Origin of the sequence: Gimesia maris, assembly GCF_008298035.1 — a bacterium.
Lineage (GTDB): Bacteria > Planctomycetota > Planctomycetia > Planctomycetales > Planctomycetaceae > Gimesia > Gimesia maris.
The window spans coordinates 526,685-552,061 of record NZ_CP042910.1 but is presented as its reverse complement, the minus strand read 5'-3'; the positions used below and the strand labels follow the sequence as shown (position 1 = coordinate 552,061).

At 49.5% G+C, this 25,377-nt stretch carries 20 protein-coding genes; 11 read left to right on the top strand and 9 right to left on the bottom strand.

Translation table 11 applies throughout. The features are described 5' to 3' along the window. Positions 1-31: 31 nt before the first annotated feature. Positions 32-172: a hypothetical protein gene (locus tag GmarT_RS29340; protein WP_002647302.1), complete on the top strand. Its 141-nt coding sequence runs from the start codon at positions 32-34 to the stop codon at positions 170-172. Here the strand turns inward: GmarT_RS29340 and GmarT_RS02065 are convergent, their stop codons facing one another. After that, the gene (locus GmarT_RS02065; RefSeq protein WP_002647303.1) at positions 173-1,822 is read right to left on the bottom strand and encodes a sulfatase-like hydrolase/transferase; all 1,650 of its coding nucleotides are present in this window, start codon (positions 1,820-1,822) and stop codon (positions 173-175) included. A 96-nt stretch (positions 1,823-1,918) separates the two neighbouring features. Between GmarT_RS02065 and GmarT_RS02060 the strand changes: the two genes are divergently transcribed. Then, on the top strand, positions 1,919-2,887 hold the full coding sequence (locus tag GmarT_RS02060) for a dihydrodipicolinate synthase family protein (protein WP_002647304.1): 969 nt from the start codon (positions 1,919-1,921) through the stop codon (positions 2,885-2,887). A 64-nt stretch (positions 2,888-2,951) separates the two neighbouring features. Here the strand turns inward: GmarT_RS02060 and GmarT_RS02055 are convergent, their stop codons facing one another. Next, positions 2,952-3,230 (bottom strand): ferredoxin family protein, encoded by a 279-nt coding sequence (locus tag GmarT_RS02055; protein WP_044238631.1) that lies wholly within the window; start codon positions 3,228-3,230, stop codon positions 2,952-2,954. Positions 3,231-3,807: 577 nt separating this feature from the next. On the opposite strand from GmarT_RS02055, the gene GmarT_RS02050 reads away from it, so the two are divergent. The 3 genes from GmarT_RS02050 (at position 3,808) to rlmN (ending at position 8,576) form a co-directional block, all read left to right on the top strand. Further along, positions 3,808-5,007 (top strand): DegT/DnrJ/EryC1/StrS family aminotransferase, encoded by a 1,200-nt coding sequence (locus GmarT_RS02050; protein ID WP_002647306.1) that lies wholly within the window; start codon positions 3,808-3,810, stop codon positions 5,005-5,007. Between the two features lie 323 nt (positions 5,008-5,330). Next, complete coding sequence (locus GmarT_RS02045; protein ID WP_002647307.1) at positions 5,331-7,262, top strand: tetratricopeptide repeat protein; 1,932 nt, start codon at positions 5,331-5,333, stop codon at positions 7,260-7,262. 207 nt (positions 7,263-7,469) lie between these two features. After that, positions 7,470-8,576, top strand: a complete 1,107-nt coding sequence (gene rlmN / locus GmarT_RS02040) for a dual-specificity RNA methyltransferase RlmN (RefSeq protein ID WP_002647308.1) — start codon at positions 7,470-7,472, stop codon at positions 8,574-8,576. Positions 8,577-8,783: 207 nt separating this feature from the next. Here the strand turns inward: rlmN and GmarT_RS02035 are convergent, their stop codons facing one another. Then, entirely contained in the window at positions 8,784-9,113 is a 330-nt protein-coding gene (locus tag GmarT_RS02035) for a hypothetical protein (protein WP_002647309.1), read from the bottom strand. Between the two features lie 439 nt (positions 9,114-9,552). Between GmarT_RS02035 and GmarT_RS02030 the strand changes: the two genes are divergently transcribed. Beyond that, positions 9,553-10,971: an aldehyde dehydrogenase family protein gene (locus tag GmarT_RS02030; protein ID WP_044238680.1), complete on the top strand. Its 1,419-nt coding sequence runs from the start codon at positions 9,553-9,555 to the stop codon at positions 10,969-10,971. A gap of 53 nt (positions 10,972-11,024) precedes the next feature. Here the strand turns inward: GmarT_RS02030 and GmarT_RS02025 are convergent, their stop codons facing one another. The 4 genes from GmarT_RS02025 to groES form a co-directional block, all read right to left on the bottom strand. Next, positions 11,025-11,723 (bottom strand): metallophosphoesterase family protein, encoded by a 699-nt coding sequence (locus GmarT_RS02025; RefSeq protein ID WP_157158963.1) that lies wholly within the window; start codon positions 11,721-11,723, stop codon positions 11,025-11,027. Between the two features lie 105 nt (positions 11,724-11,828). Then, entirely contained in the window at positions 11,829-13,085 is a 1,257-nt protein-coding gene (locus GmarT_RS02020) for an argininosuccinate synthase (protein WP_044238632.1), read from the bottom strand. A gap of 287 nt (positions 13,086-13,372) precedes the next feature. Then, complete coding sequence (groL, locus tag GmarT_RS02015) at positions 13,373-14,974, bottom strand: chaperonin GroEL (RefSeq protein ID WP_002647313.1); 1,602 nt, start codon at positions 14,972-14,974, stop codon at positions 13,373-13,375. A 100-nt stretch (positions 14,975-15,074) separates the two neighbouring features. After that, positions 15,075-15,392 (bottom strand): co-chaperone GroES, encoded by a 318-nt coding sequence (groES, locus tag GmarT_RS02010; RefSeq protein ID WP_002647314.1) that lies wholly within the window; start codon positions 15,390-15,392, stop codon positions 15,075-15,077. Between the two features lie 543 nt (positions 15,393-15,935). On the opposite strand from groES, the gene GmarT_RS02005 reads away from it, so the two are divergent. The 4 genes from GmarT_RS02005 (at position 15,936) to GmarT_RS01990 (ending at position 20,798) form a co-directional block, all read left to right on the top strand. Beyond that, positions 15,936-16,793 (top strand): tetratricopeptide repeat protein, encoded by an 858-nt coding sequence (locus GmarT_RS02005; protein ID WP_149302408.1) that lies wholly within the window; start codon positions 15,936-15,938, stop codon positions 16,791-16,793. Positions 16,794-17,005: 212 nt separating this feature from the next. After that, complete coding sequence (locus tag GmarT_RS02000) at positions 17,006-18,754, top strand: MJ0042-type zinc finger domain-containing protein (RefSeq protein ID WP_002647317.1); 1,749 nt, start codon at positions 17,006-17,008, stop codon at positions 18,752-18,754. A gap of 282 nt (positions 18,755-19,036) precedes the next feature. Then, entirely contained in the window at positions 19,037-19,993 is a 957-nt protein-coding gene (tatC, locus tag GmarT_RS01995; RefSeq protein ID WP_002647318.1) for a twin-arginine translocase subunit TatC, read from the top strand. A 127-nt stretch (positions 19,994-20,120) separates the two neighbouring features. Next, positions 20,121-20,798, top strand: a complete 678-nt coding sequence (locus GmarT_RS01990; RefSeq protein WP_002647319.1) for a dual specificity protein phosphatase family protein — start codon at positions 20,121-20,123, stop codon at positions 20,796-20,798. Positions 20,799-20,822: 24 nt separating this feature from the next. Here GmarT_RS01990 and GmarT_RS01985 read toward each other — a convergent pair whose 3' ends face one another. Next, entirely contained in the window at positions 20,823-21,644 is an 822-nt protein-coding gene (locus GmarT_RS01985) for a hypothetical protein (RefSeq protein WP_044238633.1), read from the bottom strand. Positions 21,645-22,060: 416 nt separating this feature from the next. On the opposite strand from GmarT_RS01985, the gene ppk2 reads away from it, so the two are divergent. Further along, positions 22,061-22,975 (top strand): polyphosphate kinase 2, encoded by a 915-nt coding sequence (ppk2, locus tag GmarT_RS01980; RefSeq protein ID WP_002647321.1) that lies wholly within the window; start codon positions 22,061-22,063, stop codon positions 22,973-22,975. Positions 22,976-23,008: 33 nt separating this feature from the next. Here the strand turns inward: ppk2 and GmarT_RS01975 are convergent, their stop codons facing one another. After that, on the bottom strand, positions 23,009-25,354 hold the full coding sequence (locus GmarT_RS01975) for an exo-beta-N-acetylmuramidase NamZ domain-containing protein (RefSeq protein WP_002647322.1): 2,346 nt from the start codon (positions 25,352-25,354) through the stop codon (positions 23,009-23,011). Between the last annotated feature and the right edge of the window lie 23 nt (positions 25,355-25,377).

The window sequence follows — 25,377 nt, the reverse complement described above, 5'->3', positions numbered from 1 at the left end:
CTGTTGCGGGCCAGTAACGGGGGGACGTTCGATGGAACTCTGGATCGATGGCTGGATGGATTATCTGCTCAATGCCTGGCAGAACGCAACGGCGACTGATTATCTACTCTTGATGGTCTGTGTGATTGTCATTGGTGGAATCTTCAACATCCACCGCAGCAGCACACGATAATCAATTCTCGTCAATCATTTCGACGCACCATTCTTCACCGGCGTATCCGACAATGTCTCCGGGTGCAAGCTGTTTACGTCGTCGTGTTTCTACGACGCCGTTCACCGTCACTTCTCCCCCCTGGATGACCACTTTGGCATGCCCGCCAGTTCCGACTGCCGCCTGAAATTTAAGAAATTGATCCAATCGAATCGGTGCCCGATCTTCTGATACCATATCGTTACTGCTTCTTTTGAGAGGACTGCTGCTTCGTTTTTTCTTCTTAGGCTGCCCGCTTTTCCTGACTTTTTCAAGTTCCGCTGGCGTGGGTGCTTTGAAAGTGGCATCCTGCGGAGTCTCTGATACCAGCGGACTGGAATCGCCTGTCTTTTTCTGCCAGTCCTGCATCGCTGCCCATAAACGATCAGTGTGAGACTGGCAGGCAGACTGCCCGGATAAATCTCTGGTTTCCTGAGGGTCATTCTGTAAATCGAATAACTGTGATTTATTAATCTGCGGATAGGTGATCAGTTTCCAGCGATCATCGCGGACAGAACGTTGGACGTCTTTGTAAGCGGTAAACAGTGTCTCCCTGATTTGCGATTTCTCACCTGCCATCACCGGCCAGATGCTTTCCGCATCCAGTCCCTGCGGGATGTCAGTGCCGACCATTTCACAAACCGTGGGAAAAATATCGTAAAGATACACCAGCGCGTTACTTTGACCATGTGGAATTCCCGGCCCTGAAAATATCAGCGGAGACTTCATGCTATGCTCATACAGACTTTGTTTCCCCATCAGTCCGTGGCTGCCTACCGCCAGACCATGGTCGGAAGAAAAGATGATAACTGTATTGTCGTACTCCCCGCTCTCTTTCAAGGCTTTTATCAGTCGCCCGATATGACGATCCAGACCGGTAATATCGGCATAGTAATCATGAAGGTGTTTTCGAATTTCCGCTTTACTCCGAGGGAAGCCGGCCAGCAGTTCATCGCGCACCACCTGCTCTCCGTTATTAAAAGGATGCAGAGGCAGATAATTTGCGGGCAACGGAATCTCCTCCCGTTCATAATGATCCATATATTCCTGATCGGCAACCCTGGGATCGTGAGGACAGGCAAACGCCAGATACATGAAAAAGGGCTGCGTATTTTTCTTCTGGAGAAACTCAATCGCATCATCAACGATTTCTTTACCAGGCTGTCCCAGCAGACGGGCCCGGGTATCATTCAGATATTTCGACTGATCAAACCGTTTATGAATTTCCGCCGCCGTATTTCCTTTTTTACCGTGATGATAGGTGTAGTACCCGGCCGCTTTCATGGAATCGGGAAAATTCGGCTTTTCAGCAGAAGCGTAGCGACCCGTCCAGCGAAAGTAAGTTCGCCCACTGAGCAGCATATTTCGACTGCAGACACAAACAGCGCCGGAATTACTGCCCAGACAATACGCATTGTTGAAGACAAAGCCACTCTGCACGAGTTGATCCAGATGGGGCGTCTTGATCAGTGGATTACCCAAGGCATGAATCGTGTCCGCCCGTTGATCATCCGTAAATAAAAACAGGACGTTCGGTTTTTGTTTTTCAGCGGCAACCAGGGTATTGCTGGACAAAACCGTAAAACAAAGGATGAACAGTAAAGCAAAAGAATCTCTGTGCCGAAATCTCATGATTGCCTCCACGATTGAGCGCCAATTTGGTATCCTGACAGTCTATAGATGACCGACCGAATACAACCCGTTCAATATATAGCAAGGATCAACCAAATGCCAGAAGCAGCCCCTCCCGTAGTCTATGACCCCGTCAGCATGATCAAACCGAAGAGGAAAATCACCGGGATTTCTGCTGTACTGCTCCCCTATCTGGAATCAGGGGAAATCGACCGCGATTCACTCTCCGCACATATTTCCCGCACTGCCGATGTCGGGATCACACCCGCTGTGAATATGGATACAGGTTATGTCAATCTGATTGAGGAACCGACCTTTATCGAAGTCTTGAAAGTGACGCAACAGACCCTGAACGGCGGTCCTTTTGTCGCGGGAGCCTTTGTCGCCGATCAGCCCGGAGCAAGCTTTGATGCCGCCGGTTATCAGAGAAAAATTGACTTGATCCAGTCGCACGGCGGGATTCCTGTGATCTTTCAGTCGTTTGGTCTGGTAGAACAGTCTCCCGATCAGATCGTCGCCGCTTACCAGACCATTGCCGCGAACACCGACCGTTTTATCGGCTTTGAGTTGACACGCGACCTGGCCCCTTTCGGTTCAGTTTATGATCTGGATACCTACGAAGCACTCATGGAAATTCCGCAATGTATCGGTGCCAAGCATTCCTCTTTTCATCGAGAACCGGAATGGGAACGCCTGCAGCTACGCGACGCGAAACGTCCCGATTTCAAGGTCTTTACGGGCAATGACTTTGGCATTGATATGATCCAGTATGGCAGCGATTACCTGCTGGGCCTGAGTACCTTTGCCCCGGATCTGTTCGCCAGACGAGATGCGTTCTGGGAAGCCGGTGATCCCGCCTTTTATGAATTGAACGATCAACTGCAATACCTGGGCTACTTCACCTTCCGTAGTCCTTCCCCCGCTTATAAACACTCAGCAGCACAGTTTCTGCATCTGCGGGGTTGGATCAAAACGAACAAAACCCACCCAAACAGTCCGACCCGACCCGAAAGCGATATTGAAGTCTTACGCGAACTGGGACAGCGACTCAATGTCATCAATTAATCAAAAACTCCCCATTACTGAACCAGTAATGGGGAGTTTTATTATTTTGAACAATCCAGCCGAATCACGAATCAGCCAGAGGCTCTTTCTTTTCAGTGATCACAGGGAGTTCCTGTGATTTATCCGCATTGATCTGAGTATATTCCTGCCATTTTTCTGGAACATTGTCCTCATGAAAAATCGCCTCAACCGGGCATTCAGGCACGCAGGCTTCACAATCGATGCACTCATCGGGATTGATGTATACCATTGATTCCCCTTCGTAGAAACACTCTACGGGGCAAACCACGACACAATCTGTATATTTGCAATTGAAGCAAGCCTCTGTAACCACGTGTGCCATGAGTTTTCCTTTCTGGACTTTGCTCTGAATGATTAGGCAAAAAACTGCTCGAAGCCTTCTCAGAGATTATAGGCTTCTGCTATCAAAAAACTACCAGTCTTGCTGAAACAGGTTTTTAATCGTTCAGTAAGAGAGGTATTTAGTGTTATATAGTCGATTTGGGAATGTCGTTTCAACCTCGAACTCTCGATTCATCGTAGATCTCGCAAAAACACGTGTCAAGACTGCAATTTTCCCCTGAATCTTGAGTATGCTACTACTATCGGCAATCCCCGGAGCAATCATTGGTTGATTGCCGAATTCGCTGCTTCAGCCCCTTTTCCGCCCCCCCAAATGCCCCCGGATCACCCGATCCAGTTTTCAGTTCGACACATATTGACACAAACGGGTTCTCAACATAATCTACCGACGAAATATCGATTTACTATTGAGAATTCCAGGATGGAAATCCCCTCAAGAGTATCGATCTCTCAATGTCTAACCTGATAATTTGGTGTACCAAATCTCTCAAAACTACCAGTTTGACCGGTTTTTGAGCACGGAACTCCCGGATTCCCATAGCGAATGGAGTCGCTGAATGACAAACAACACCCCCACCCCTGTCCCTTTCATCAACCTTGTCGCACAATACCAGAGAATCAAATCGGAGGTTCAGGAAGCAGTCCTGAAAGTATTCGATGATCAGGCCTTCGTGCTGGGTGACGAAGTTGCTGAGTTTGAGTGCGATATTGCTGAATATTGTGACTCCCGAAATGCGATCGGGGTTGCCTCTGGTACCGATGCCTTACTTCTGGCTCTGATGGCATTGGAAATCGGCCCTGGTGATGAGGTGATTACCAGCCCCTTTACATTCTTTGCCACGGGCAGTTGTATCGCACGCGTTGGTGCAACGCCTGTGTTTGCGGACATTGATCCGGTCAGCTTCAATCTCTGCCCTGAATCCATTGAAAGTAAAATCACGGATCGGACGAAAGCCATCATGCCAGTCCATATTTTCGGACAATGTGCCGATATGGAACCCATCTGGAGAAATGCCGTTCGTAATGGAATTCCTGTCATTGAAGACGCGGCACAAGCCATTGGTGCAGAATATCGGGGACGCCGTGCCGGTGTCCTTGGCACCGTTGGTTGCTTCAGCTTCTTTCCCACAAAGAATCTGGGTGGGGCTGGCGATGGTGGACTGGTAACAACAGACGATCCGGATCTGGCAACACGCATACGACGCTTGAGAGTTCATGGCGATCTGGGTGGCTACCAGCATGCCGAAGTCGGAATCAACAGTCGGCTGGATGCATTGCAGGCAGCAGTACTGAGAGTTAAACTGCGTCACCTCGATAAATGGACGACAGAGCGTCAGGAAAACGCAAGACGATACAATGCCCTGTTTCGGCATTATCAGTTGCTGGACTGTGTAGAACCCCCCACGGTTCTTCCAGATCGACGCCACGTTTACAACCAGTACAGTGTTCGCGTAAAAGGGGGCCAGCGGGATAAGGTACTTCAGGATCTGCGCGAAAAGCAGATCGGTTGTGCAATCTATTACCCTCGTCCGCTTCATTTACAGCAGTGTTTTGAATATCTGGGCTGCAAACCGGGCGACCTGCCTCAGACCGAACTGGTCACCAGTGAATGCCTGGCTCTGCCGATTTTCTCGGAATTGACGGAAGTCCAACAGGAAACAGTCGTCCGTGGAATCGCTCAAAGTCTGGGACGGCTCTCTTCCCCGCAATTCCCCACGCTGTATTCCGATACACCGCAGATCTCAAAAGCGGCCTGAACCGAAAAAACGAACCAATACTCATACTTTATCCCGCAGGTTTCATCCCGAAATCTGTGGGATTTTTTTATGGCTCGTGACAGCCAGAGATTGCCTGCTTTCAAAACAGGCACCAGACTCAACCTATTTTACACAACCGGACAATCAGACGTTGCACCACTCGAAAAATCATTAAGAAAGGCAGGGAATTTCCACCGGGACGAGATTCATCGTGTAGATTTAAGGAGATGAAATTAATTTCCTGCATCGATGTGCAAAGCATCCACGTTATTATCCAAACTCCTGCCAGAATACTGATACTGATCGGCAGTTAAGGAGATCACATGCCGACTCGATTTCGAAGTGCAACAATTCGATTGCTGGTGGCCCTGATGCTCTGTGGCCCTGCTCTGGATCTATTACATGCCCAGGAAGCCCGAAAAGAACCTGACCCCACAGCGGGTAAGACAGCGATTGCCCTCAATTACTGCCGCGCTTCTTTCTACCGCATTAAGAAATCGGGCACCAAAGAGGTCATGTTTGAAGAGCGGGAAAAGATTCTCAACAATTTGAATCTGAACGGCATCGGAGACGAAAAAGTCGTCAAACTTTACTCTGCGGTTCTGGACGAAATCGGTCAGGTAGAGATCGCGGAAAAGGAACGCGAATACTTTAAGAATAAGCACAAGTACCAGGCGCGCCAGAAAGTCGCCACCAATGCACTCGCTTTAACCACAGATGTGTTAACGCTGCAATTCGGCAGTGCAATCCGAAACGGAGCCAACAGCTGGTGGGACTATCGAAATGTCGAAGCCCAGAAAGATCTGGATGTCTGGAAAGTAGACAAAGAACGAATGGAAGCAGTCATTTCCCGTTCTACCCTGTTTCTGGATACGTTCTGGAAACTGGCTCAGGAAAAACAGATTCCCGATGACTGGTTAATTCGTGATGATGACCTTGAGACGCTCGACCAGGCGATGCAGGAACAGAACCCGCGTGTACGGTTGCGAATTCTCAAGCGCCTGGAACGCTTTATGAGCCATTACCCACCGTACTGGTATTATGTGGCGCGCACACAACAGGCCCAGGGTCAGCTCTTTGCTGCCTCTCATACTTATACCGAACTGGCAAACCTCGGCGATGGATACTTTCGCCGTGATGACATGCTGGCATCCGGAACGGCGAATCTCGCGGGCATCCGCGATTACCTGGGACAACCAGACGCAGCAAAAATGGCGCTCAAATCCCAGACCTACTCCAGCGATGTCTGGGAAGCGAACCTGCTCTGCTCTCGCATCCTGCAAAAGTATCAACAACATGACGAAGCAGAAGAGGCAATTCTGCGGAACCTGGATGTCGACCTGGAAACAAACCAGAGTTCGGTTGCGTTACTCTCACTCTATTATGCCACGAATGACAAAACGAAAATGATGGCACAGTTGAATCAGCCTAAAATCGTCCAGGCTGTACCTGTACCGACATTGATTCAATGCGCCATGTTTCTGGGGGCTGAAAGAATGCCACCGGTGGCAGCGTCGCAAATCGCATCTTCGCTCTATGTTTATCCTCAACTGCATTTCGGGGCAGATGATCTTGTCATTGCCTCAACTGGCAACTGGCATTTGCATATGTCAAATGCAGAATTAATCATGGCAAATAAAACCTATACCCGTCCCAGGCTGGCCGCCGGGAATAATGAAGTTCAGGCACGTTTTGAACGCGTTGCTGAGTTTGGAAACCCATTCGGAACGATGAATGTTGCCTACTCGCAACCCAGGCTGCGTTTAAAATATCCGGATGGCTCCAGCCTGGAATTGAAGCTGTCTTCGGCTCCACAGGATCGTAATCAGCCGGACTCGGGCAATCTGCTGACCGCACTGAAAGCGCCCACCGGGCAACACTATCGTGTCGTGGGAGCAGAGATTCAGGGACAGACAATCGCGTTTAACAGGAATGCGATTGAAGATGATGGCCGACGAATCGTGCGACAGCCCCTGAATAGTCCTGCAGAAGCACCACAGATGTCACAATCCCTTCCTCAGCCGCAACTCAAACCTGAGCAACAGCAGCTACAGGCACAATCCGCCCCGAAACTGCCAACACTGGCAGTCCCCGACCTTTCTACTCCGGATTTGCCTGCGATCCCGAGTTCTCCTCCTCCGATCCCTGCCCTCTCCTTTGATCTCGAAGCCGATGAAGTACCTGCAGTGCAAAAGAAGAACAAAGGGACCGTGGTCAGCTTCCCCGCCCCTCCTGAAGAGACGAATGTACCGTAAATAAGTCGAACTGAGTGCATCTGCTGGACGGGAATTAGAAAAGTACACACAGAAATAGTAGTCATCTGGTCTGGCCTCCGGTATGATACGCACAGAGATCCGTGAGCCTGAACAAGATTTCGGGCATTTTTCGAAATCGCAATATATTGCAAAACCTGTTCGCCGCGCTTTGGATTGACTGCGAACCCCACGTGCCTGAGCTTTCTAATGCTGCCTTCTGAAAATGAGATTCCACAGACTTCTGCCTCCGAAGTCGCTCTGCTCCCATTGATTACTGATCTGACCCGGGATCAGCTTGCACAGTGGTGCATCGAACACGAATCTTCCTCGTATCGAGCAGATCAGATCCGGCGCTGGATTTTCACCAAGCGTGTCAATGACTTTGACGCCATGCACGATATCTCCAAGAAATTCCGAGATCTTCTCAAGGAGAATTTTCGACTCTTTTCAACCCGCATCGTCAAGCATCAGACATCGAAAGATCGCACGGAAAAACTGCTGCTCGCACTGCATGACGGACATCATGTCGAATGTGTATTGATGCGGGAACCCAAAAGAAACACCGTCTGTATCAGCACTCAGGTCGGCTGTGCCATGGGATGTGTCTTCTGTGCCAGTGGTTTGCTGGGATTAACCCGAAATCTGACGATGGGGGAAATCCTGGAACAGATTTTACGCCTGGATCGAATCATCGGGGAAGAAGAACGCATCTCAAATATCGTGGTCATGGGAATTGGTGAACCGCTGGCGAACCTGTCGGCCTTGATCCCCGCGCTGGATACGTTGAATCATAAAGGCGGCATGGGCATCGGAGCCCGTAAAATCACTGTCTCCACGGTCGGGTTGCCTGTTAAAATCCGCGAACTGGCAGACGTCAACAAGTCCTACATCCTCGCCGTTTCGTTACACGCACCGAACGACACACTTCGTGATCAGATCGTTCCCACAAACAACAAAATCGGTATTCAAAAAATTCTTGATGCCACCGACTATTATTATGTGACGACCGGCAGACGTGTCACATTTGAATATATCCTGCTGGCAGGGGTCAACGACAGTCCCGCCCATGCACATGAACTGGCCTGCCTGCTGAAGCACCGCAACGCCCACGTGAATCTGATCCCCGCCAATGGGGTCGAAGAAACAGGATACAAGACTCCCACCACCGAGGACGTTGATCGCTTCTTCATGACTCTCGCGAAAGGGGGTGTCAATGTGACGGTCCGAAAACGCAAAGGGGATGATATCGATGCGGCCTGTGGACAGTTGAGACTGAATCGCGAAAAAGAAAAAGACCTGGTACAGATTCAGTAACCAGCATGACTAGCGCGTATTCCATCTGATCATAACGCCCTCAATCGAATCTGCTCGTTCCCAATGGCTTTGGAGCCGCTTCGGTAAAACTGGTCACAGTCTGGTGGTCCATCAATCCTGTATTGACAGATGGTCAATGTCAGGCGCGTACGCCATCAAGCGTGCGGACCATTTCGATTAACGTGCCATTCCAAGTCTGATAACACTTTAATCCAGATCAAAGTCTTTGGGATCGAAATTGACCAGTACATCATCGCGGAAGATCAGGTAGACGCTGCGACCACTTTCGTCAGGCCCCCAACGATATGCGTCGTCGGACGTGCGAAATGTTCCCCCAGTGGCTTTGAGCCACTTGGAAGCTTCCTGGAATTCTCCTTCTTCGCCAATCTCTTTTTCGACACTGTTCCGTGACATTCCAGAGTGCAGACGATTCTTGAGAATCCAGTTCAATGCTTCAGGATCTCGCTTGGTTTGAAACCGCGTACGATATTCTTCCGCCCGGCTGACCCGTTTTTCAGCCGTATGAGTTGTGGGCATCGATTCAGAATCCCACTCTGGCAACGTTTCACAACCTGAGCCTGCAAGCAGTATCACGATACTACATACTATCCACGGCGCCACACATCGAAGGTTGGCCATGATCATATCCACCTGATAGAAGGAAAATTTGTCGAAGGAAATTCACTGCCGAGATGTGTCCGCCACAGCAGTTGATTGAGAGAAATGAATGGGGAGACAGAATTGCCTCCTGAGGAGCAGACGTTTTCTAACAGATTCGTGTATTTCTGCCAAGATCAATCTCTGCCCGGCCCCCGCAGACTTAAAGCCATAAAGGTATACTACTTATGTAATTTTCGTTACTTCAGAGATGAAATCCGCAGCCTGTCTGGGTTGTCAGATTCTATCAGCACGTCTATTCTGAAATTGATTTGTAATGCATTACCTGGCTACCACTTTCCCTAAAGGAATGATCAATATGAAAATGTTTTGCGCGGGACACTGGCAGGAATCTTCAAAAACAATCGACGTGATCAACCCCTTTGACCAGTCAGTGATTGATACGATCCCACAGGGGAGTGGCGACGATGTTTTGAAAGCGGTCTCGGTTCTGGAGCAGGGTGCCCGGATCATGAAATCCATGACCGCCTATGATCGTAGTCTGATTCTCCAGAAAGCGTCTGAATTGATGCTGGAGCGAAAAGATGATTTCGCACGGACCATCAGTCTGGAAGAGGGAAAAATTCTGGCGGAAAGTCAGGTCGAAGCAACTCGCAGTGCGGAAGTCATCCGCCTTTCGGGAGAAGAAGCCCGGCGGATGACGGGAGAAATGATTCCCCTCGAAGGGAATGCCGGCGGACAGAACAAACTCGGGTTTACGCTTCGCATCCCCTGCGGAATCGTAGCCGCGATTACCCCTTTCAATTTTCCTTTAAATCTTGTCTGCCACAAAGTTGGTCCCGCCATTGCTGCCGGGAATGCGATTCTCATCAAGCCGGCCAGCGATACCCCATTATCGGCGCTCAAGCTGACAGAACTGCTACTGGAAGCCGGACTGCCCAAAGAAGCGATTGCCTGCATTACCGGGCCGGGAGGGGAAATCGGCCGCGCCATTTGTACTGACACCCGGATTCGCAAAATCAGCTTCACAGGCAGCTATGAAGTGGGGACGAAAATTTGCGAAATGGCGGGATTGAAAAAAGTTACCATGGAACTTGGAAGCAACAGTCCCGTCATTATCATGGATGACGCTGACCTGGAAAAGGCAGCCACGGCAGTCAGTATGGCAGGCTACGCCAACGCCGGCCAGGTTTGTATCTCTGCGCAACGCATTTTGACATCCTCTGCGATCAAGTCCGATTTCGTAGACCTGCTGAAATCAAAAGTGGATGTCCTGCACACCGGAAACCAGCTGGAAGAAACAACAAAAATTGGCCCGATGGTTCGTGAAACCGATGCCACACGAGTCGAACAATGGGTCAACGAAGCGGTCAGCCAGGGAGCAAGGCTGGTAACAGGGGGAACACGCCAGGGCGCCATCTATGCCCCGACGATTCTGGATAACACCAACCCTGAGATGCAGGTCGAAAAAGACGAAATCTTCGGCCCGGCTGTCGCGCTGTCCTACTTTGACGATATCGAACACGCGATCCAAATGGCCAACAATACGAACTACGGACTGTCGGCTGGTATATTCACACAGGATCTCGACCGGGCTATGAAATTTGCCCGTGAAGTAGAGAGTGGCAACCTGCATATAAACTGGTCCAGCCAGTGGCGCGCTGATGCCATGCCTTATGGCGGGTTAAAGCACAGCGGGACAGGCAAAGAAGGCCCTAAATATGCAATTCAGGAAATGAGCGAAGAGAAAATGGTGGTGATACATCTGACAAACTGATCGGATTCCGGTTCGCGTGCAGAAGCAGGCAGCTTCTTGCTTCTGCATTACAGTTACTTAGTCAGATAGCGTTCCAGAGTTTTGCCGTCGCGGTATTTTCCTGATTGCTTTGCCTGAAAGAGTTCATTGGTGTGCACGTCAATCGCAGTCAGATAGTTTCCCCGGTAAGCAGCGGTATCCAGACAGGCCCAGCCCTCATATACCAGCGGCTTTCCTGATTTCTGTGCCGTGTGTCCACAGATGATCCGACGTCCGGAAGGATCCGGGGCTTCCTGACCTGTGATCCGGTCCCAGCGGAGTTCCTGTTTGGTCAGGTCTTCCAGAGGAACGCCGGGAACAGCCGTTGCATGGACGAAGATATCTGTCTCTGTTTCATAATAATCCAAAGCAGTCGCCATAAAAATACGATGCTCTTCCGGTATAAGATCGTAGCGACCACCGTAGGAGTCGATTGCTTCTTTGCCGCCATGCTGCAGCCAGATTGATTCCCAGTGCCCCCCCTGCAGACCATCCAGCATCATCTCTTCATGATTGCCTTTGATCATGATCAGCTTACAGCTGGCTTTGAGATCCAGTAGAATCTCAATCACATGTTTGGTACCAGGTCCCCGGTCAACCGCATCGCCCAGACAGATAAAGGTATCCTCCCGAGTCAACTCGAGATGATACAGAATCGTACCCAGCGCCACATCACAACCGTGAATATCACCGATTGCGATCGTCCGTCCTTTCTGTGTCGATTGATCCATCATGCGACCACATGTATTAAAGTGAGCCCGAACCATCGCTCATGGCTGCTGGAACTGGCCAGTTGATGAGATTCAAAACGGGTTGACCGAGCGTCTGAACCAGCTTGATCAGGATTTGTCAGATTGACTGGGGGGCATAATCCGGGTTGGTTTGGAACTGGGTTCCCCTTTCAATAACTGTTGACGTGCCTGAGTCTGTTGAGCCAGTCCATGGATCCTGATGAAACCCAGGGCTGTTTCATGAGGAAACTGGTCGCCCTCTTCGTAGGTTGCCAGCTCAGGACTGTAAAGGCTGTGCTCACTCTTCAAACCGGTCACTGTATGATTTCCTTTATACAGAGAAACTCGAACGGTTCCAGAAACAAAACGCTGGTTCTTTTCGACAAATCCCATCAGGTCCTGATGGAATGAACTGTACCAGAGGCCATCGTAAATGATGTCACTGCAGGTCTGGCTGACGTAAGTTTTGAATCGCAGCGCCTGCCTGCTTAGAGTCAGGTATTCCAGTTCACGGTGGGCATTATGCAAAATGACAGCAGCAGGTGCTTCATAGATTTCGCGACTCTTGATCCCTACCAGGCGGTTTTCAACATGATCAATGCGACCGACGCCGTTTTCTCCACCGATTTTATTCAGATGCAGAATTAACTCAGCGCCATCCATCTCTTTTCCATCAACGGCGATCGGACGTCCCTGCTCAAATTCGATTGTGACTTCCACTGGCTGGTTGGGAGCTTCTTCGGGGGAAACCGTCCATTTATAAGCTTCCTTAGGCGGGGCGACCCAGGGATCTTCAAGAATACCGGCTTCCACAGAACGTCCCCATAAGTTCTGGTCGATACTGAAAATGCTTTCTTTCGTGGCTTCTACTTCAATGCCATGCTCTTTGGCATACTGCAGTTCCTCGGTACGAGTCCATTTCCATTCACGTACGGGAGCAATAATTTTCAACTGGGGTGCCAGCGTCTGAAATGAAACATCAAACCGAACCTGGTCATTTCCTTTGCCGGTACAGCCATGTGCCACTGCTGTCGCACCGTGCTCCTTGGCGACTTCAACCATTCGATGTGCAATCAGAGGGCGTCCCAGTGCGGTCGCCAGCGGATATTTACCTTCGTACATCGTCCCCGTCATCAGAGAAGGCCAGACAAAGAAATCGACAAACATGTTCTTGGTGTCTTCAATGACGGCTTCTACCGCGCCGGTTTTGATCGCTTTTTCCTTGATTCCGTCTACATCGCGACCCTGGCCGAGATCACAGGTATAAGTGATCACGTCCATATTGTATTTTTCATTGATCCACTTGACGGCCACGGAAGTATCCAAGCCACCACTGTATGCCAAAACTACTTTTTCTCTTGCCACGAAACTCTACCAATCTTCTGGAAATGAAGGAGTAAATAATCATTTGACGGAACTCGGGAATGATGCAAATGGTACTAATATCAGTTGCTGTCCGCAATGCGCACATTCTAACATTCTGACCCAGGGCAGTCGAAAACCAGACGAAATTCACGAGGACTGCTGTGAACGCTCGTCCGGGCTGAGACAACCCGAATCCCAACAGGCCGATCCATCGTAATTAAGAAAAGCACCCGACAGTCTCCTGCCGGGTGCTTTAAATCTATTATAAAACGGGACGAAATCTGAGCTTAGTGCAGATCGTCGTCGCCATGGTCATCCTTACCCTTTTCAGCGATCAGGGCATCACTGGTCAGCAGCAGAGTTGAAACGCTGGCTGAATTCTGCAGTGCAGACCGCGTCACACGGGTTGGATCGATGATCCCGGTTTTGACCAGATCTTCGTACTTGGAAGTCGCGGCGTTGTAGCCCATGTTGCCTTCCAGTTCGGAAACCTTTTCGCAGACCACACTGCCATCATCGCCGGCGTTATTGGCAATGGATGTCAGCGGTGCACGACAGGCACGTAGAATGATCTCGTAACCAACTTTTTCTTCCTGTGAAAGACCAGTTGGCTTGCAGGCGGCAGAACATCGCAGTAACGCAACACCACCACCGGGCAGAATGCCTTCGGCAACAGCGGCACGAACAGCATGCAGAGCATCTTCCACGCGAGCTTTCTTTTCTTTCATTTCACTTTCAGTCGCGGCACCCACATTGATCTGTGCAACACCGCCAGAAAGTTTCGCGATCCGTTCTTCCAGCTTTTCCTTGTCGTAATCGCTGGTTGAATTTTCCAGTTCACGACGGATCTGTTCGATACGGGATTTGATTTCGCCAGGCTTTCCACCACCTTCGATGATAGTGGCGTTGTCTTTATCGACGGAAACTTTCTTGGCTGTTCCCAGGTCGGACAACTGCAGATTTTCCAGCTGAATGCCGAGATCTTCGAAGATTGCCTGGCCACCAACCATGATGGCGATATCCTGCAGCATGGCTTTACGACGATCGCCGTAACCAGGTGCTTTCACAGCACAGCAGCGGAAAGTACCACGCAGTTTGTTGATCACGAGTGTCGACAGGGCTTCGCCTTCGATGTCTTCTGCAATGATCAGCAGAGGCTTACCGGCATTAACGACTTTTTCCAGGACGGGAACAAGGTCTTTAATGTTCGAAATCTTCTTTTCGTGAACCAGAACGTAGGCATCTTCCAGATCGCAGGACATGCTCTGAGGATCAGTGACGAAGTAAGGAGACAGATAACCGCGGTCAAACTGCATGCCTTCTACCACTTCGAAGCTGGTCTGCAGGCTCTGGCCTTCTTCGACGGTAATCACGCCGTCTTTACCAACCTTTTCCATGGCGTCTGCCAGAATTTTACCGATTTCTTCGTCACCATTCGAGGCAACTTTACCAACCTGGGAAATCGCTTTCTTGTTCTTGCATTCGATCGACATTTTGTGGAGCTTGTCCACAATGTCTTCGACGGCTTTATCCATGCCACGCTTCATGGCAATCGGGCTGACACCGGCGACAACCGATTTCAGACCTTCATTGTAAATCGCTTCTGCCATAATGGTAGCAGTTGTGGTTCCATCGCCGGCGATGTCAGAAGTTTTGCTGGCAACTTCACGAACCATACGGGCTCCCATGTCTTCGAACTTGTCTGGCAGCTCGATTTCGCGGGCAACAGATACACCGTCTTTAGTTACAGTCGGGGAACCAAAGCTTTTTTCCAGAATAACATTACGTCCCTTGGGACCCAGTGTTACCCGAACTGCGCGCGCCAACTTACTGATGCCGCGTCGCATCGCTTCTTGAGCTTCCTGATCGAAGGCAATCATCTTTGCCATTTCACTATCTCTCCATGTACGCAGTATGAAATTTGAAAGGAAGAGTAACCAGCTCACCTGAATCGGGAGCGATTACCGCTAATAACAAAACAGGGGCAGCTTAGTAAGTTGCCAAAATGTCACTTTCGCGGAGTAACAGATACTCTTCTCCGCCAATTTTGATTTCGTCCCCACCATATGGACTGAAAATGACACGGTCCCCTTCCTTGACGGTTAATGGAAGCTTTGTTCCATCAGATTTGACGTGTCCATCTCCCACGGCGACGACTTCACCACGTTGTGGTTTGTCTTGCGCACTGTCAGGAAGGACAATACCCCCTGCTGTGGTTGACTCTGCAACTTCTCTTTTCAGAACGACTTTGTCACCAAGAGGGACAATCCGGGCGCCTTTACTTGCTTTGGCAGCCTTCTTCGCCATTGGGATCTCCTAGAATTTTAATTTTGACTCGAATGTCTTCACATCGGATAGTTTTATGATCTGTGGTGGCGGTCGAGCCAATCCACAACAACACATGGTTAACTCATACCTGCTGTGCAGACAAGAGCGTGGTGATCCTAGCTGCGAACGCCGTGCCCAACTAACGAATAATCCATAAGATATTTGTTATCATACTGTTAGCGATTTCGCCTCTGAATAATTCGTCCTGGATTTCCTGCCGGACAGTCTCTACCAACAGAAATCCCGCTGCCATATTGGCAGCAGCTCTCATCTTCAAACTCGGTTACCAGATTCAGAAGCTCTGATTTGCCGATTTTCCAAAGTTGATTGAGATTAGAACATTTTTAAATTGACACAACCGTCAAAATGGGTAATATCAATAAAACAAACAAAGACAGGCCTTGAATTTCTCATTCAGGTCAGAGGGATTCGCTCCCTCAAATATTCTCATCTCACTCACTCACTCTCTCTCGTTTCCGTTACCTACATATCCCAGGATCCGAAACAGGAGAGGAGTTTGCAGTGTCAGAATCATTGCCCCCTACACCGAGTATAGCAAGCTCAGGTATTTTGAATCAGGTCGTGCAGCAGGCACATCTGTTGGCTTCAGAAGGAAAGTCCCAGGAGGCCCGCGCCCTGTTTTACTCAAGCGACTTAAAACTGAAGAACTGGGAACGCAGTCTGGCTCTGGGGCAATTTCTGCTTGAAACCGGACTGCACCTGGATTCAATAGAACAATTCTCTGTTGTACTCGATGCTGCACAACAGGAGGGAAACAACCAGTTGAGATCCATCGTCTGTCATAATCTGGCAGTCGCCTATCGAAATCTGAAATGCTTTGATTTAGCCTCTCAATTTCAGCAATATTCGATTGCCTGGGGAGACCTGCGTTCGGCAAACCACCAGACTCTTGAAGAAGAGCTGGACCAACTCTCGGATAACGCAGCCTGCGATCTGACCGGGCGTGCGAACGATGCGATCCTGCAGGAAGACTACTCACTGGCAGAACAACTACTGAACATTTCTCTGTCACGCGAGATCCTGTATGGTGATCCGGATTCACAGGCCGCGGATTGGGGGAACCTGGGAATCGTTCAGGGGTTGCAGGGGAACCATCTACGTGCAGTTTCCTGTTTGCGAAAAGCTTATCAGCTCCACAAACAGACAAACAACATCACACTGATGGGACAGGACCTGGTCCATCTGGGGGAATTGTTCTGGATCGCCGGTCGCTACCGCCGTGCAACGCGCTGCCTGAATCGATCCCTCGCATATTTTTCCAGAAGCCACCATTCGACTCTGGAGCAGAAAACACGTACTCGATTGCTCGAGATGCAGCGGCTTCTTAAAGTGAAACAACATGATCCCTTGTTGAATTAACTCTGATTTACCTCCTGTCGAAAAACAGGAGCATTCGAAATTCAGTGACTGTCCACTTGCGAAATACCCCGTGCTCTGTTGATAATTGGAAAACAAAGAGTCGGCCAGACTTATAGTATCCCCAGGTCCGTAACCGGGCAACGAAACCTTTCAGGGGCAGGCCGACTGGGATTGATTTCGAGGGATTCACTAAAACATCTCAAAGGTCTTACATGCCTATCAAGGTTCGCTGCAAAGAGTGTAATACTTCCTTTTCCGTCAAAGATGAAGCTGAAGGGAAACGGGTACGGTGTAAAGAATGCGGCGCTCCTGTCAAAGTCACTGCTGCGAAACAGAGCAAGAAACGCAGTCGTTCCAGCAAACCAGCAGATACAGATGATTTCCTGGCCACACTGGATATCGACAAGCTCGAAGACAAGGCTGCAAAAATCTGTCCCCGCTGCGGCCAGGATGTCGATGAAGATGATGTAGAATGTTCCCACTGTGGTGTCGACCTGAGCACAGGTCGCATGAGTGAAGCAACTCGTCGCAAGCGAAAACGCAAAGGGCCTGCAGTTGAAGAGTTTTATTCAAAATCCTGGGGAGACGCCTTCACATTTCTGAAAAATCATAAAGGTCTGGCGGTCAAGACTTTCATTTATTCATTCATTGCGAGCACGCTGTTTTTCTGTGCGGTCTTCATGATGATGTGGTGCCATCGAACTCCTCCCCGGGCGTTCTGGGGATTTATTGCCTTTGTTTCTATCATGGCCATCCCCGGCTGGATCTGGTTTATTCAGACCGAAGTGGTTCGCTATGCGTTACAGAAAAAAGACAAGTTGAAACGAATCAACTTCGACTTTTTTCTGTGTTCAGCACTCGGAATGAAATTCATCTTCTGGGTTGTCCTGTTCAGCCTGCCGGCAGAAGCGATCCTGGGGACCCTTGGTTATTATTTCATTTCAAACGACTCCATACCTGTCGGAGTGATTCTGATCGCCGCCGGATTTATTCCCACTTTTCTGATGTTTCCCCTGGCCATGCCTCACATGACAATGGTGGATTCCACGCCGGGCTGGCTGATACATAAACTGGGAAAAATCTTTCTCAATCTCGTGAAACCGGCAATATTCTGGTGTTTTGTCTTCGTGGTTACCAGCCTGCCGGTGATTGGCTGCCTGGCTGCGATTGGAGCGGTTTACGGCAATGGTTTGAACGATTTTTTCTCGAATGTGCAATACAACTCAGCCATTGCTCGAGATAACGGTGCCAAGGAATACGCAGAAGAAAACAAGATCAAGGATTTTGAAGAGGGACCATTTGTTGGTAAGACCCCCGCAGAAATTGATGCATCCATTCTAATCGCACCATCTATTTTGTGGGCGCTTGCCTGCCTGTTTTACGCTCCGAGCTTAATTTATAACGCCAGAGTGAATGGCCTGCTGGCACTGCATTGCAAGCCTGACCTGGGCCTGATCACAAAACTTTCTGAAACGAAATATGTTTCGAAGGCTGAACGCGAAAAGAGTGATGAAAATATCACTAACCCACTACAACACGCGGTAATTGGGGTGCTTGGAGGAGCCGGTATCGGTACCATATTCTATTTTGTGACCCCTTATTTGCCTTTGCTTCTGGTCTGGGTCCTGTTTGGTATTTCTTTACTCACACTGTTTGTCTGTTTTATCGTCACCCTGGTAAAGATGTATAAAATTGACGGACCACTACATTGCGTACTTGGTTTTTTCGTCTCGATCTATGCGTTCGGTAAGGGCTGGAGTTATGCCAGCAAGGATAAAGAGATGGGCAAGACCATGCTAACCTGGACCCTCTTTATCGTCGTAATCAACATTATGGCCTACTCCATGGAGGCACACGGAATCATCGAGCCTGAAGAGAAACAGAATGCCGCAGCCCCTGAAGAGCCGGGCCCCGCTGATCCCGCGATGGAAGCCGAGCCTGCAGAACCTGCAACTCCCTGATTTCTGGATCTTCAGAAAGCCTCTGGTTGACAGTGCGATCTGGTTGTTTACAATAGTATCTGTTACCACCGCTCTTCCCTCCTGCTCATCCAGCGGGCAAATGGAGTGGGTACTCCTGATTCACATTCCTGCAACATCGTGAATTCCTCAGGAGCCAGTTACATTATTCCATTTGTTCTGAACAGTACCCGCTCATTTTACTGATGCCGTTACCGCTCATCCCGTACAACGCAGATCGTGGTGATGCTGTTTGGTATTGGTCTCTCCAGAATGCAAAGTCAGATGAAACCACAGTCTCACGATCTATTTGATGAATCTACCATGAGCTTCGGGGATCACCTGGAAGCCCTTCGTATTCATTTATGGAAAGCGTTAATTGGACTTGCCATTTGCGTTGTGGGTGCATTATTTATCGGCCACAAAATTGTAGCCGTTGTCCGTGCTCCCATTGATTCTGCTCTGAGAGAATACAATCTGGATAAACTCCCCCATCAGATCACCGAAGACCCCGAAAATCCTGATGCCAGTCCGTCTGCCAGCATTGATGAGCTGATAGCCAGTCTGAACAGTAAACAGCCACAAACCGCAGAGACCAAAACTCTTCAAAAAATCCTCCGCGACTATCAATATCGGATCGACAGTCTGGAAGAGACGATGGCCGAACCTGTCACATTGGCGGTGCAGGAAGCGTTTACAACCATTTACCTGAAGGTCTCCTTTGTCGCCGGCCTGGTCTTTGCCAGCCCATGGGTCATCTTTCAGATCTGGCTGTTCGTGGCGGCTGGTCTATACCCCCATGAACGAAAATACGTTTACATCTATCTGCCGATCAGCATTTTTCTGTTCCTGGGTGGGGCGCTCTTCTGTTTTTATGCTGTCTTCCCCTTCGTCCTCAACTTCCTGCTGGGCTTTAACAAGTTACTGGGTGTTAATCCGCAGATCCGCCTCTCAGAATGGATCAGTTTTGCGATTACTTTACCTGTGATGTTCGGACTCAGCTTCCAACTGCCTCTGGTCATGCTCTTTCTGGAACGTATTTCCGTATTCAGTCTTCAGGACTATCATGAGAAACGACGAATGGCCGTGTTGATCATTGCTATTATTTCCATGCTCATGACACCTGCTGACCCGATGAGCATGATCCTGATGATGATGCCGCTGATTCTGCTCTATGAACTGGGCATTCTGATGTGCAAATACTTCCCCAGTGCGAACGCCAGCCCGTTTGAAGCTGACTGATCCCTGCTGGATAGAGAGCTCATTTTCCTCTGTTCAGATGACGCTGCCTTCAACTACAATGCCGCAGAGCCGGGGTCAGGTATCCCCGGGAAATCAGCGAAATTGCGCTTATTCAGCGAGGGTAAAAATGAGTACCAGCACAGAGCAGGAAGCGGTTGTGCAGCCCGCCAGCAAATCTCCCCGGCGGCATAAACTGTTCAAAATCTCCCTGATAGTCTGCGCCCTGATTGGAACAGGGGTCCTGATCTGGGAAGAAGTTCTGGAAGACCGGATCGTGGCGAAACGCTTTGGCGTTGTAGAGCAGGGGAAAATCTATCGCAGCGGACAAATTTCCAGTTACCTGATTGAACCGGTACTCAGCGAAAATAAGATCGAGAAAGTCATTGCGCTCAACGGCAGTGACCTGCAGAAACCTTATCTGAAAGCCGAAGTGCAAACTGCGAAAAAACTGCACATTGACCACCAGGTTCTGCATCTGATCGGTGATGGCACAGGCGACGTCGATGATTATGCGGAAGCCGTTGCAGAAATCATGCGCTGTGAAAAAGCTGGCAAGCCTGTTTTAGTTCATTGTGCAGCAGGTGCCCAGCGAACGGGTGGTGTCATCGCCGCCTATCGCATGCTGGTTCAGAAGAAAACTCCTGAAGAAGCATATCAGGAATTATTACAGTACGACTGGAAGCCACACAAAGACCAGGCGCTGATTGATTATCTCAATCAGAATCTGGCACAACTCTCCATTCTGCTCGAAAAGAAAATCGACTGGTATGAACCGCCGGCCACCATACCCGTGATCGGTAAATAGACGGTATCCCGTTTGAACCGGGAATCACTTTCTCAATGTTGCGAACTGATTTCTGAGATACTCCTGAATCGTGATGGTATTCACTTCTTTATTCTTGCGAAGTGTTTCCCAATGATGGATCAGACCACGATCTTTGTGATCCAGCTTCCAGTGTATTTTGTGTTCGGCTCGCAGGTGCAGTTTCTCGTCCAGGTGTGTCTGTAAATCTACTTCAATCGGGATCAGATTTCTGGTCCTGAGCTCTTCATTTAAAGCGATTCGCGATGCAGGCGGCAGCGTATAAGGATGGAGAACATAGTTTAAGCGTGCCATCCAGTCTGCAAACCTAAGGTAATTCTCGACCGATGCCTGCTGATCAGAGGCGACACATTGCACACGATAGTTGATCAGTTTACTCTCCAGCATCAACTGGTTTTTCTTACTGTCAAACTGAGTTTCAAAAGTGGGATCCAATTGAAATTTTAACCGGCCTGCAATTGCTTTCCCCTTCGTTTCTTCTCGTTTAATTTGATCGTGAATATATTCCTGGGTCTGATGCCTTGCCACATTCAGCAGATGCTTGATCTCATCAAAATTGATCACCGTTTTGATCATGCGAGATTCATTCAATAGAATCAGTTTTTTCTGGATCGGGTCAAAGATCGTCACTTCACCTAATCCATCAACGTGATCATAAACTTTCTCAGCGTGAAAAATCGAAACACTGCGGGAAACGATCATCGGATCTGCTTCCTGCTGATGCTGATAGATTGTTGTACGAATTCGAAATTCCTGCGCGAAACTGAGACCGCCTCCAGTGCCGCACACAACAACAAACATGCCTGTGATGAGAATAGATCTCCACATGGTGGCTTTACTTTCCTGAGAAATTTTCTGGGGTCGACCTGAGTCTCCACCGAATAATGAAGACGGTACAGAGGTCGGCAGTTGAATTCTGAAATTGGAATCTGGGGGAAAACTGTCGAAATGTGGCAGGGAGACTAAAAAAAAGGCTGTTTTCCTGCAAGAGGAAGTTTCCAAACTCCCAGGCAGATCAAATTCGATTCTCGAAAGCACGAGGAACAACTCACAGGAAGAATTTACCGTAAGCTACTGGTAAAACAACACTTATAGACCATACTCATATCAAGCCCGTCTCAAACCAGTGGGGTCCGCTGATGAACGGGTTTCTATTTTCTCATCAGATCTTCATAATATTGAGCGTTACACACGATCCTCATAACTGCTTTCCCGGTTCAAAAAATTCAAACACAGGCCAACTCATGGGTTCCAAGTCTGACAAAAAGTCTCAGGATGCCTCGCTCTTACCCGTCACCTACCATCTGAAGCTTCCCGAAGACATCGTTCCGGAATCGATTCAGAAAAAAGTCAAGTCGGCTGAGAAAGGGCAGATACTCTGTAAGAACTACCCCTATTCCACCAAAATGAAGCGGAAAAAATATGAGCGTGAAATCACCCGCCTGCAAATCGAACTGCTGAAACTGCAACGCTGGGTTCAGTTGAACGGAGAGCGAATCGTACTGTTGTTTGAAGGACGGGATGCAGCGGGCAAAGGGGGCACCATTAAGCGTTTTATGGAGCACCTGAATCCTCGGGGTGCCCGAGTGGTCGCTTTACCGAAACCAAATGAAAAAGAAATGGGGCAGTGGTATTTTCAACGTTATATCGAACACCTGCCTACCAGCGGTGAAATCGTCTTTTTTGATCGCTCCTGGTACAACCGGGGTGTCGTGGAACCGGTTATGGATTTTTGTCGTCCCACCGAACATCACACCTTTCTTCGTGAAGCACCCCAATTGGAAAACATGCTGGTTAACTCGGGAATCCACCTGTTTAAACTCTGGTTCTCTGTCAGTCGGGAAGAACAGTTCCGTCGTTTCAAAGCACGCGAAACTGATAAGTTGAAACAATGGAAACTCAGCCCGATTGATGTCAAAAGCCTGGGGCTCTGGGATGAATACACCAAAGCGCAAAATGCGATGTTCATGGCGACAGATACGAAAGCCTGCCCCTGGACGGTGATTCGTTCGGATGATAAAAAACGCGCCCGGCTCAATTGTTTGAGGTATGTGCTAAATCAACTGAATTATGCGAATAAAGATCAGGAGCTTGTGGAACATTTCGATGCCGAGATCATCGGATCGAAAGAAGTCATCTTTGATACCAGCGAGTGGTAAAACATCACTGACAACAGGATCAGCACAGCCCATTTAGTACAACAGGTACCTTGCACGACGAAATCCAAATTCGGCCAGATCCTGTTGATACAGGGCCTGAACCTGCGCGATCGATTTACCGGCAACAATGGCATCAAATACGCTCTGATTTCCCAACAGACGATTAAACGATTTTGTTTCCCAACGCTCCGGATACAATCTGCGTAGCTGACAGGCAATCTCCAGACCGGTCTCTACAGACTGAAACCGCTGTCGATCAGTCACAATGAAATTCACGCCGCCACATAATTCATCAGCATACTTACTGGATGCGGGTGTGAACTGAACAGGCACGAATCGTATCCCCGGCAGCCCCGAGCGATTCAATTCCCGGGCCAGTTGCACTCCGTCGAGCCAGGGAGCACCAATCCATTCAAAGGGAGTATCCGTCCCACGCCCGACCGACAGATTCGTCGTCTCCAGCAGTCCGATTCCGGGATAGAGCACTGCTTCATTCAGACTCCGCATATTGGGTGAGGGATTCACCCAGGTCAAACCGGTTTCATCGTAGTACATTTCGCGTTTCCAGTTCTGCATGCGAATCACCTGCAGGTCGGCGCCGATTTTCATTTCCGTATTAAACATCCGAGCCAGTTCCCCGGCAGTCATGCCATGACGAACGGGAATACGATGAAAGCCTACGAACGACTGTGAAACTTCATCCAGAACCGGTCCGGAAAATATCATTCCATTGATCGGATTCGGGCGATCGAGTACGACAAAGCGAATCCCCTGCTGCTTTGCGGCTCGCATCGCATTTCCCATGGTAGAAATATAGGTATAAAACCGGGCACCCACATCCTGGATATCAAACACGAGCACATCCAGATCCTGCAAACTTTCCGGTGTGGGAGTGCGGGTTTTACCATACAGGCTGAATATCTTCAGGCCCGTTTTTTGATCGGTGCTGTCACCGATCTTCGACACATCCAGCTTGCCCGCGAAGCCATGTTCGGGACTGAAGAGAGTCTTCAAATTGACCTCAGGAGCATCATTCAATATCTGTACGGTACTTTTTCCATCCCGGGTCAGCCCTGTGTGGTTGGTAATCAAGCCGACTCGCAGGCCTTTTAGTGATTTAAACTGTTCTCCCTGCAGTACGTCTACGCCAGTTAAAACATTCAGACTGTCACTCGATGAAGCATCCGAAGCAGGCTGCGGGACTGCTGCAGGACTGATGGCCGCTGCCGCAATGGTACCGATGCGTCCTGCCAGCGAGTTGATGGAACCTTTCCCGTCCGGGTGCACTCGATTACTGAGAAAAATCACAAACAGGTCCTGTGCCGGGTCGATCCAGAGCGCGGTACCGGTAAAGCCACCATGCCCGAACGCCTGACGGGAAAAGAGGTCTCCCCGATTCGAAGAATAACCCGAAAGAACATCCCAGCCCAGTCCCCGTTTAATGTCGACGACCTGGTAACCCCTGGTCATCAAATCGACTGTCTCTGGTTTCAAGACCTGTTTCTTTCCAGAACGTCCCTGATTCAACAGTGCTTGAGCATAGATGGCCAGATCTTCGGCGGTCGAAAACAGACCAGCATGTCCAGCGACGCCATCCAGTTTATAGGCCCGTGGGTCGTGTACCTCGCCCTGCATCCAGCGCCCTTCGCGCTGTTGAGTGGTCGCGGCACGCTGCCTCAATTCCGCTGCCGGGAGATAGCCTGTTTCAGTCATACCCAGTGGCTGATAAATATGTTTCTGCGAATATTCATGCACCGACTGCCCCGTCACGCGTTTTACAATATCACCCAGTAGAATAAAACCAACGTCGGTATAGGCAAAGCGGGTTCCGGGCTCGTAATATAACTTCAGGTCATAAATACGCTGCAGCGCCTTTTCCGGGCCATCCTGATAATCCTTGATGGAATTATCGGGAATCAATCCCCCCTGGTGTGTTAACAGTTGATAGACAGTGATGTCCTGCTTTCCATTGACGGCAAATTCAGGGATATATTTTGCGACAGGATCACTGAGTTGTACTTTGCCCTGTTCGATCAGTTGCATGATGCTCGTTGCTGTTGCAACGGGTTTGGTCAGTGACGCCATATCAAACACGGTATCCGTAGTCATCGCCACTTTTTCAGGCTGGACCTGTCGATCACCATACGCTTTAAGAAAAACGACTTTTCCCTGGTAGCCCACCAGTACGACTGCACCGGGCATGGAATCACGTTCCAATCCTCGTTGCACGACAAAATCAATCAGCGCCAGCCGTCCGGCATCCATGCCCGCCGATTCCGGTGAAGAGAAAGGCAGATGTGCGGGATTGGCTGCCTGCCCTCGATGACCACAGCTGACGAATAATAGTACCGTAATCAGAATCCAGAGATAGTTTTTCATCGTTTATTCCTGCGGAGTCAGGG

Excerpts from the sequence above, each read along its gene's own strand:
- GmarT_RS29340 (WP_002647302.1), top strand. The coding sequence starts at position 32 with ATGGAACTCTGGATCGATGGCTGGATGGATTATCTGCTCAATGCCTGG.
- GmarT_RS02065 (WP_002647303.1), bottom strand. The coding sequence starts at position 1,822 with ATGAGATTTCGGCACAGAGATTCTTTTGCTTTACTGTTCATCCTTTGT.
- GmarT_RS02060 (WP_002647304.1), top strand. The coding sequence starts at position 1,919 with ATGCCAGAAGCAGCCCCTCCCGTAGTCTATGACCCCGTCAGCATGATC.
- GmarT_RS02055 (WP_044238631.1), bottom strand. The coding sequence starts at position 3,230 with ATGGCACACGTGGTTACAGAGGCTTGCTTCAATTGCAAATATACAGAT.
- GmarT_RS02050 (WP_002647306.1), top strand. The coding sequence starts at position 3,808 with ATGACAAACAACACCCCCACCCCTGTCCCTTTCATCAACCTTGTCGCA.
- GmarT_RS02045 (WP_002647307.1), top strand. The coding sequence starts at position 5,331 with ATGCCGACTCGATTTCGAAGTGCAACAATTCGATTGCTGGTGGCCCTG.
- rlmN (WP_002647308.1), top strand. The coding sequence starts at position 7,470 with ATGCTGCCTTCTGAAAATGAGATTCCACAGACTTCTGCCTCCGAAGTC.
- GmarT_RS02035 (WP_002647309.1), bottom strand. The coding sequence starts at position 9,113 with ATGCCCACAACTCATACGGCTGAAAAACGGGTCAGCCGGGCGGAAGAA.
- GmarT_RS02030 (WP_044238680.1), top strand. The coding sequence starts at position 9,553 with ATGAAAATGTTTTGCGCGGGACACTGGCAGGAATCTTCAAAAACAATC.
- GmarT_RS02025 (WP_157158963.1), bottom strand. The coding sequence starts at position 11,723 with ATGATGGATCAATCGACACAGAAAGGACGGACGATCGCAATCGGTGAT.
- groL (WP_002647313.1), bottom strand. The coding sequence starts at position 14,974 with ATGGCAAAGATGATTGCCTTCGATCAGGAAGCTCAAGAAGCGATGCGA.
- groES (WP_002647314.1), bottom strand. The coding sequence starts at position 15,392 with ATGGCGAAGAAGGCTGCCAAAGCAAGTAAAGGCGCCCGGATTGTCCCT.
- GmarT_RS02000 (WP_002647317.1), top strand. The coding sequence starts at position 17,006 with ATGCCTATCAAGGTTCGCTGCAAAGAGTGTAATACTTCCTTTTCCGTC.
- tatC (WP_002647318.1), top strand. The coding sequence starts at position 19,037 with ATGAAACCACAGTCTCACGATCTATTTGATGAATCTACCATGAGCTTC.
- GmarT_RS01990 (WP_002647319.1), top strand. The coding sequence starts at position 20,121 with ATGAGTACCAGCACAGAGCAGGAAGCGGTTGTGCAGCCCGCCAGCAAA.
- GmarT_RS01985 (WP_044238633.1), bottom strand. The coding sequence starts at position 21,644 with ATGTGGAGATCTATTCTCATCACAGGCATGTTTGTTGTTGTGTGCGGC.
- ppk2 (WP_002647321.1), top strand. The coding sequence starts at position 22,061 with ATGGGTTCCAAGTCTGACAAAAAGTCTCAGGATGCCTCGCTCTTACCC.
- GmarT_RS01975 (WP_002647322.1), bottom strand. The coding sequence starts at position 25,354 with ATGAAAAACTATCTCTGGATTCTGATTACGGTACTATTATTCGTCAGC.